The 7,929-nt window shown below is 39.8% G+C and carries 6 protein-coding genes, 2 tRNA genes and 3 pseudogenes; all 11 read left to right on the plus strand.

The features are described 5' to 3' along the window. Positions 1 to 116: pseudogene (locus tag L656_RS1000000123050) on the plus strand (crossover junction endodeoxyribonuclease RuvC); the annotation flags it as partial. A 2-nt stretch (positions 117 to 118) separates the two neighbouring features. Then, positions 119 to 736 carry a Holliday junction branch migration protein RuvA gene (gene ruvA, locus L656_RS0107350; protein ID WP_024598707.1) on the plus strand — a complete coding sequence of 206 codons (618 nt, stop codon included), beginning with the start codon at positions 119 to 121 and terminating at the stop codon, positions 734 to 736. Between the two features lie 7 nt (positions 737 to 743). Continuing rightward, positions 744 to 1,739 carry a Holliday junction branch migration DNA helicase RuvB gene (gene ruvB / locus L656_RS0107355; RefSeq protein ID WP_024598708.1) on the plus strand — a complete coding sequence of 332 codons (996 nt, stop codon included), beginning with the start codon at positions 744 to 746 and terminating at the stop codon, positions 1,737 to 1,739. Between the two features lie 977 nt (positions 1,740 to 2,716). Beyond that, the gene (tolQ, locus tag L656_RS0107360; protein WP_007580384.1) at positions 2,717 to 3,421 is read left to right on the plus strand and encodes a protein TolQ; all 705 of its coding nucleotides are present in this window, start codon (positions 2,717 to 2,719) and stop codon (positions 3,419 to 3,421) included. Further along, positions 3,408 to 3,836 carry a protein TolR gene (tolR, locus tag L656_RS0107365; RefSeq protein ID WP_007580386.1) on the plus strand — a complete coding sequence of 143 codons (429 nt, stop codon included), beginning with the start codon at positions 3,408 to 3,410 and terminating at the stop codon, positions 3,834 to 3,836. Before tolQ ends, tolR begins: the two co-directional genes overlap by 14 nt. Before the next feature lie 4 nt (positions 3,837 to 3,840). Beyond that, a pseudogene (gene tolA / locus L656_RS01000000122040) lies at positions 3,841 to 4,766 on the plus strand (cell envelope integrity protein TolA). Between the two features lie 9 nt (positions 4,767 to 4,775). Then, entirely contained in the window at positions 4,776 to 6,134 is a 1,359-nt protein-coding gene (gene tolB / locus L656_RS0107375) for a Tol-Pal system beta propeller repeat protein TolB (protein ID WP_024598709.1), read from the plus strand. Between the two features lie 34 nt (positions 6,135 to 6,168). Further along, positions 6,169 to 6,711 (plus strand): peptidoglycan-associated lipoprotein Pal, encoded by a 543-nt coding sequence (gene pal, locus L656_RS0107380; protein WP_024597677.1) that lies wholly within the window; start codon positions 6,169 to 6,171, stop codon positions 6,709 to 6,711. A 13-nt stretch (positions 6,712 to 6,724) separates the two neighbouring features. Then, a pseudogene (ybgF, locus tag L656_RS0107385) lies at positions 6,725 to 7,467 on the plus strand (tol-pal system protein YbgF). A gap of 216 nt (positions 7,468 to 7,683) precedes the next feature. Next, positions 7,684 to 7,759 (plus strand) — tRNA-Lys (locus L656_RS0107390). Positions 7,760 to 7,829: 70 nt separating this feature from the next. Next, positions 7,830 to 7,905, plus strand: a tRNA-Lys gene (locus tag L656_RS0107395). Positions 7,906 to 7,929: the final 24 nt, after the last annotated feature.

A 7,929-nucleotide genomic window follows, 5' to 3' on the forward strand; every position in this document is an offset into this window, starting at 1 on the left:
AAGCCGATGCAGCTGATGCACTCGCTATTGCGATTTGCCACGCTCACTCAGAACAAAATTTAATTAAACTAGCGGGTAGCGCAAGCAAAACCGTTAGAGGACGTCTAAGGAAATAACTATGATAGGCCGCTTAAATGGTATTTTAGTCGAAAAACAGCCACCAGAGATATTACTCGAAGTAAGTGGTGTCGGTTACGAAGTACAAATGCCAATGACCTGTTTTTACGATTTACCAAAGATTGGTGAAAACGCGATTGTTTACACTCACTTTGTAGTGCGTGAAGATGCTCAACTGTTATTTGGTTTTAATAATAAAGTTGAACGTGCCTTGTTTAGAGAGCTATTAAAAGCAAATGGCGTAGGGCCAAAACTTGGCTTAGCTATTTTATCGGGCATGTCGGCAAAGCAATTTGTAAGTTGTGTAAATAACGAAGACTCAACGTCGCTAGTTAAATTACCGGGTGTCGGTAAAAAAACAGCCGAGCGTTTAGTACTCGAAATGAAAGACAGACTAAAAGATTGGGGTAATGATTTATTTACGCCATTTAGCGACAGCGCAGTAATAGAGCCAACGAGCGATGCGACAATAGCTAATAACGCAGCCGATGATGCCGTATCAGCACTGCTTGCATTAGGTTATAAATTGCCACAAGCTCAAAAAGCAGTAAAATCGATAAGCAAACCCGATATGTCTACTGAGGTTCTTATTAGAGAATCTTTAAAATCTATGTTGTGAGTAACCCATGATTGAAGCGGATCGCTTAATTGACGCGACTGAAAAAACAAATGAAGACTCTATAGATCGTGCTATAAGGCCAAAACTTTTAGCTGACTACAGGGGCCAGCCTCATGTTAAGCAGCAAATGGAAATTTTTATTGAAGCTGCTCGTACCCGTGGTGAAGCGCTCGATCATTTATTAATATTTGGCCCACCAGGGCTTGGTAAAACCACGCTTGCAAATATTGTCGCCAACGAATTACACGTAAGTATTAAAACAACATCAGGCCCTGTACTTGAAAAAGCAGGCGATTTAGCTGCGCTGCTCACAAATTTAGAGGAAGGCGATGTACTGTTTATTGATGAAATACACAGACTCAGCCCGCAAGTTGAAGAAATACTCTACCCCGCAATGGAAGACTACCAGCTTGATATAATGATTGGTGAAGGCCCAGCTGCGCGTTCTATTAAATTAGACCTACCTGCATTTACACTTATTGGAGCAACCACCCGAGCAGGCTCGCTTACATCGCCACTACGTGACCGTTTTGGTATTGTGCAGCGATTAGAGTTTTATTCTGTAGAAGATTTGTCGCACATAGTAGGGCGCTCTGCACATTATCTAGGTTTAGAAATGTGTGACGATGGCGCAACCGAAATTGCACAGCGTTCGCGCGGTACACCACGTATAGCTAACCGCTTATTACGCCGTGTACGTGATTACACACAGGTAAAATCTGACGGTACAGTAAACGCCGAAGTAGCTAAGCAAGCGCTTGACATGATTGACGTAGATAAAAGTGGTTTTGACTATATGGATCGCAAATATTTACTCGCCATAATTGAAAAATTTATGGGCGGCCCTGTCGGGCTCNCTGCTATTGGTGAAGAGCGTGAAACAATTGAAGATGTGATAGAACCATTTTTGATCCAGCAAGGATTTATTCAGCGCACTCCACGCGGGCGAATAGTCTCTGATAGCGCATACCATCATTTCGGTTTACTTCCTAAAAAAGACTAGCCTATACACATTACTTGCTGTGGTTTATTGCACAGCAGGTAACTGACTTGGTATCCCTTGCTTTGATATATTTATACGGCAGGTATTTTACCCAAAACCTCAACACACTGTTGCAAATGTTATTTCAAAATACCTATATGCTTTATAGTTAACTGTTAATTCACAGGGCGTTAAGACTCGCGAAGCTATCCTGCGTACCATTCAAACTAGTAACCGAATTACTTATTGTAAAATAGGTAGTGCAATTATTAGTTTATAAATAAAGTATGTAGCGCACCAAATTGCAGGCAAAAAAAAGCCCGCAAAAAATGCGGGCAAACAACAAGTTGAAGGAAGTAATCCAGGGAACTACGATTTACTTAATTTGGTTTTATCCAGAAAGAGTAAAACAATGTAATACGATAAAATATCCTATTACTAAGAACTTGGCTTAATGAAGCTATCTCATTCAGTGCGCTAGTTCGGTATGGGAGAATAATACGTAAGTTTACTTTTTTGTTCAAACTAGAAAATTTGTATTTTCAGATTAGAAAAACTAATTCGGTGAATTTTATTGTTGTTTGAATCTTGTGCGTTAATTAATCGTTAAATTTATAAGTCAATGAAATTTATAACTTAAGTAATGAGTTCCGTTGTAACTCGGTATTAGTTTTACTATTACGTGAAGGTCAGGCTCATAAGTTTTGAGTGTTTATGCTCTTATTTTGAATAAACGGCGCATTTTATGACGTTTTACCTATATATTTACGCATATTTGTAGTCAGCAAGTTTAGTTAAAAGATTAAATAAAATACTGAGGCATAGGGAAATGCCAACTAAAGCTGTTTTTTTAACGTTTTTTGTTGCCTATTCATAGCAATACCGTTGTCAGCTTGAAATGGACTAGATACACTAGATGCAACTTTTGACCTTGTAAGCGGTCATATTTATACAAATTAATCAATTTGCCGTATTTTGAAATTACTTAGGAGTTTAACGTGGGATCAGGGCTTAATTTTTTAGACCTAATTTTAGAAGCAAGTTTGCTTGTTCAATTAGTAATGTTAGGGCTAGTTGCCATGTCTGTAATGTCGTGGACAATTATATTTCAGCGTAAAAAAGCAATATCAGATGCACTATCAAATGCTAAGAAATTTGAGCAAAAGTTTTGGTCTGGTATTGATTTAAGCAAATTGTATAACGAAATATCATCACGCAGCGGTCAGTCTCAAGGTATCGAAGCACTATTCACTTCAGGCTTTAAAGAGTTTGCTCGCCATAAAAAGAATACATTTCAAAGTGCGAGTATTGTTATGGAGGGTACGCACCGTTCAATGCGTGTTGCACTTTCTCGTGAAATTGAAAAAATTGAATCTAGCTTATCGTTTTTAGCAACAGTAGGTTCTATAAGTCCGTACATCGGTTTGTTTGGTACAGTGTGGGGTATTATGAATGCCTTTATTGCACTTGGTGAAGTGAAACAAGCTACATTACAAATGGTAGCTCCAGGTATTGCAGAGGCACTTATTGCGACTGCTATGGGTTTATTTGCGGCAATTCCGGCCGTTATTGCTTATAACCGCTTTTCAAACAGTGTTGAAAAGCTTGAGTCTCACTATATTAACTTTATGGAAGAGTTTGCTAATATTTTACACCGTCAAGCAGCTACACAAATAGAGGCACAAGCGAATGTATCAGCGTAAAAAGCGCCGTCCGGTCGCAGAAATTAATGTAGTACCTTACATTGATGTAATGTTGGTACTATTAATTATATTTATGGCTACAGCACCGCTGATTACACATGGTGTAAAAGTTGATTTACCTAAAATGGAAGAGTCTGATTTAGTTGATACTAAAGATACTCCGCCCATTATTGCTTCAATTGATGCAGAGGGTAAATATTATGTGAGCGTAGGTACTGATCCTGAAGAGCCTATGGAAGCACTTGATGTTGCTGCGGTTATAAAATTACAATTAATGAAAAACCCTGACGTACCAGTAATGATTAAAGGTTCTGGTAAGGTGTCGTATCAAGAAGTATTATTACTAATGGATTTTTTGAAAAATGCAGGCGTACCATCAGTAGGATTAATGACTGAATCCTTTGAGGGGAAGTAGCTGTATGAATAGTTCAGTAGTAAAATCGATAGTACTTCATTTAGGCATAGGTGGTTTTTTGTATGCGTCTGCAAACATTCACCCACCTGCGCCTAAGGTAATGGAAGTTACGCTTAATTCGGCTATACCCACCCCAGATAATGCGGTNCGGCTGTTACAGTTGATCAAAAGCAAGTTGAGCAAAAAATTGCTGAGCTTCAAAAGAAAGAAAAAGATAAAAAAAGTGCTGAAGACAAACGTATTCGCGATTTAGAACGCAGGGCGGCAAATGCACGTGAGCAACGCGAATCTGAATCTAGGCATATTAAAAAGCTAGAGCAAGAACGCAAAGCTAAAGAAAAAGAAACAGCCGAGGCGCAAGCACAAGCTAAAAAAGCACGTGCTATTGAGCAAAAAGAGCGCGCTAAAGCTAAGCAAGCTGAAAAACAAAAGCAAGAAGCTGAAAGTGCAGCTAAAGCTGCTGCTGATAAACGTAAAACCGAAGAAGACGCACTTAAAAAAGCAGAAGCTGAACGTAAAAAACGTGAAATCGAGGCAAAAGAGCGTGCAGCCGAGGCAGAACGTAAACGGCAGCAAGCGATGCAAGAGCAAATGCTACAAGAGCAACTTGCAAAAGAGCAGGCTGCCCGTAGTAAAATACGTCAGCAACAAGTGGTGAGCGAAGTTGATAAGTACCGTGCATTAATTATGGCGCGTATTCAACAAAACTTATTGATTGATGAAAAAATGAAAAACCAACAGTGCCGAGTCAATATTCGTTTAGGCTTTAATGGTTTAGTAACGCAAGTTAAATCATTAGGTGGCGATAAGTTAGTGTGTGAAGCTGCATTAAGAGCAGTGCGCATGGCTGACACATTACCGGTATCTAAAGATAAAGACGTATTCGAACAACTTAAGAATATTAATTTAACAATCAAGCCAGAGTTTTAAAGGAATGATATGTTCAACAAAATAAAAATAGCCTGTTTAGTTTTACTGTTTGGGTTTGTGGGTGTTGCTAATGCAGCGCTTGAAATTGTAATAACTGAGGGTGTAGATGGTGCAAGGCCTATTGCTATAGTGCCTTTTAAATACCAAGGTGTTGGTCCAATCCCTGAAAAATTAAGCAGTGTTATTGCTGCCGACTTAATGCGCAGTGGTAAGTTTAAACCTGTAGATGTAGCGCAAATGCCACAACAGCCGACCAAAGATAGCGAAATTGATTACGCATCTTGGGTTAATAAAGGTGTGGAGGCTGTATTAGTGGGCGAAGTTGAGCAGCAAACTGATGGGCGTTACTTAGTGCGTTATGAGTTAGTTGACGTGATTCGTGGCCAAATTACTGGTGGCAACACACAAATGATGAGTAATGGTAAGTTAATCAAAAGCCAAGATCATATTTTAGAAGCGCGTGAAAGTGTTATTGGTGAAAGCGGTTTTCGCCGTTACTCTCATCGAATCAGTGACGTTATATATGAAAAACTGACTGGCGAGAAAGGCGCATTTTTGACTAAAATTGCTTATGTAATAGTGCGCGATAATGATGAAAAGCCTTACCAATTAGTTGTTGCAGACTATGATGGATTTAATGAGCAAGTATTGCTTCGCTCAAAAGAGCCATTAATGTCGCCAGCGTGGTCACCAGATGGTACTAAGTTAGCGTATGTAACGTTTGAAAACCGTCAAAGCCAAATTTATATTCAAGATATTTACACGGGTAAGCGCGAAATAATCGCAAGCTACCGTGGTATTAATGGCGCACCGCAGTTTTCGCCAGATGGCAAAAAGCTATTATTAGTACTTTCTAAAGACAAGACGGGTGCAACAGAAGTTTACTTGCTTGACCTGGCTACACGTAAAGAAACACGCTTAACAAATCACCGTAGCATAGATACTGAACCATCTTGGCATCCTAATGGTCAAGATATTGTGTTTACATCTGAAAGGGGTGGTAATGCTCAGATTTATAAGTTAAATTTAAAAACAGGTAGGTCACAACGACTCACCTTTGATGGTGATATGAATCTTGCTGGTTCTATAACACCAGATGGAAAAGAATTAGTGATGGTTAACCGTACCAACGGGCAGTACCATCTTGCTAAGAAAGAGCTGGCTACAGGTGCGTTCCAAGTATTAACGAGAACACGCCTAGATGAATCACCGAGCATAGCGCCAAACGGTTCGATGATTATATATAGCACGCTTCATAATAATAAACAGGTACTTGCGCTAGTATCGATGGACGGCCGCTTTAAAGCACGGTTACCTGTGCTAGACGGACAAGTAAAGGCACCAGCTTGGTCGCCATACTTACAGTAATATTACTGGTTTACTCAAAATAGGAATCTACTCAATGCAACTTAACAAAATACTTAAAGGCCTGCTAATTGCTGTGCCAGTAATGACATTAGCAGCTTGTAGCTCATCTTCAGATATTGATGAAGGTGCTGCAAACCAATCAAATCAAGGCGTTGTTGAGCAATCAACTAACACTGATACAGTTGAAGTAGCTACAATCTCTCCTGAGCAACAAGCAGAAGAGCAACTTCGTCAAAAGTACGAAGCACTTCGCCAAGAGCAGGTAATCTACTTTGATTTTGATAAAGCGACAGTTGAAGGCAAATACGCTGATTTACTTCGTGCACATGCTGAGTTTTTAGTTCAAAATTCATCAGTTAAAGTACTAATTGAAGGCCACGCAGATGAACGCGGTACTCCAGAGTACAATATTGCACTAGGTGAGCACCGTGGCCAAGCAGTTGAAAAATACTTATTAAGCTTAGGTGTTTCAGCTAGCCAAATGTCAGTGGTAAGCTACGGTGAAGAGAAGCCAATGGTTAAGTCTCGCACTGAATCAGCTTTCGCTAAAAACCGCCGTGCGGTACTAGTTTACTAAGATAAGAGATATTATGAAGCCGAAAATTATTTTGGCAGCCATGATATTGAGCGGGAGCACCCANTGGCTGCTCCCGCTCCTGTTTCAGAAGCTGCGAGTTCACAATCAAGTATTGAGAAGCGATTAGCGTCACTTGAAAATATGATGCAGTCGCGTAACTTTTTGCAAGTAGAGTTACAACAACAGCTCAACTTATTACAAGACGAAGTAAGCCAAATTCGAGGTGTAACAGAAGAGCAAAGCTACAAGCTTGAAAAAGTACTGCAGCGTCAGCGTGAGTTGTACCAAGAAATCGAAAACCGCGTTAGCCAGGCTTATACACAGCCAGCAGCTCCGGTAGCCGATCAGGCACAGCCAAACGACGCACAGACCTATAGCAGTGACTTATCTGAAAACGAAGCGTATGAGCGCGCTGTTGCGTTAATAATGAAAGATAAACGCTACGATCAAGCGATCCCTGAATTTCAAACGTTTTTAACTACGTATCCAAACTCTGTATATGCATCTAATGCGCATTATTGGTTAGGGCAGTTGCTTACAATTAAGAATGATGGTGTAAAAGCGGTAGAGCACTTTAAAGTCGTCGTTAACGAATTTCCAAATTCTAACAAACGTCCAGATGCAATGCTAAAGTTAGGTACACTTTTACAAGATCAAGGTTCGGCGGAGCAAGCACAAAAAATATTGAGTGATCTTATCAATCAATACCCAAGTACAACCGCTGCAAAACTAGCGACTGATCGTTTAGGTAACTAGCGACTAAATTTTTAGTTAAGGCGAGCAAACTACATGGAAACTCTCGAAGAATCTTGGATTTGCATGTAGTTTGAGCACAAACGGTTTAATTTTGTGCATCTAGACATAAAAACTTAAAAAAAGAGACAATTTCGGTTGCACTCATTTTATAAATAAGTATTATAAGCGCCCGCAGCAAACGAATGGTTACCCCACTCGAAATGCGACAAAAAGAGCGGGTTATTAGCTCAGTTGGTAGAGCAGTTGACTTTTAATCAATTGGTCGATGGTTCAAATCCATCATAACCCACCATTCTTTGAATGGTCTTTTATCGGCGGATTTACGTAGAATACTAAGTTGTTATAAAACGCAACGTCAGAGCGGGTCATTAGCTCAGTTGGTAGAGCAGTTGACTTTTAATCAATTGGTCGATGGTTCAAATCCATCATGACCCACCATTCTTTATTCCTTGTGAATAGTGT

The sequence above is a fragment of the Pseudoalteromonas sp. TAE56 genome (assembly GCF_000497955.1).
In the GTDB taxonomy this organism is placed as follows: domain Bacteria; phylum Pseudomonadota; class Gammaproteobacteria; order Enterobacterales; family Alteromonadaceae; genus Pseudoalteromonas.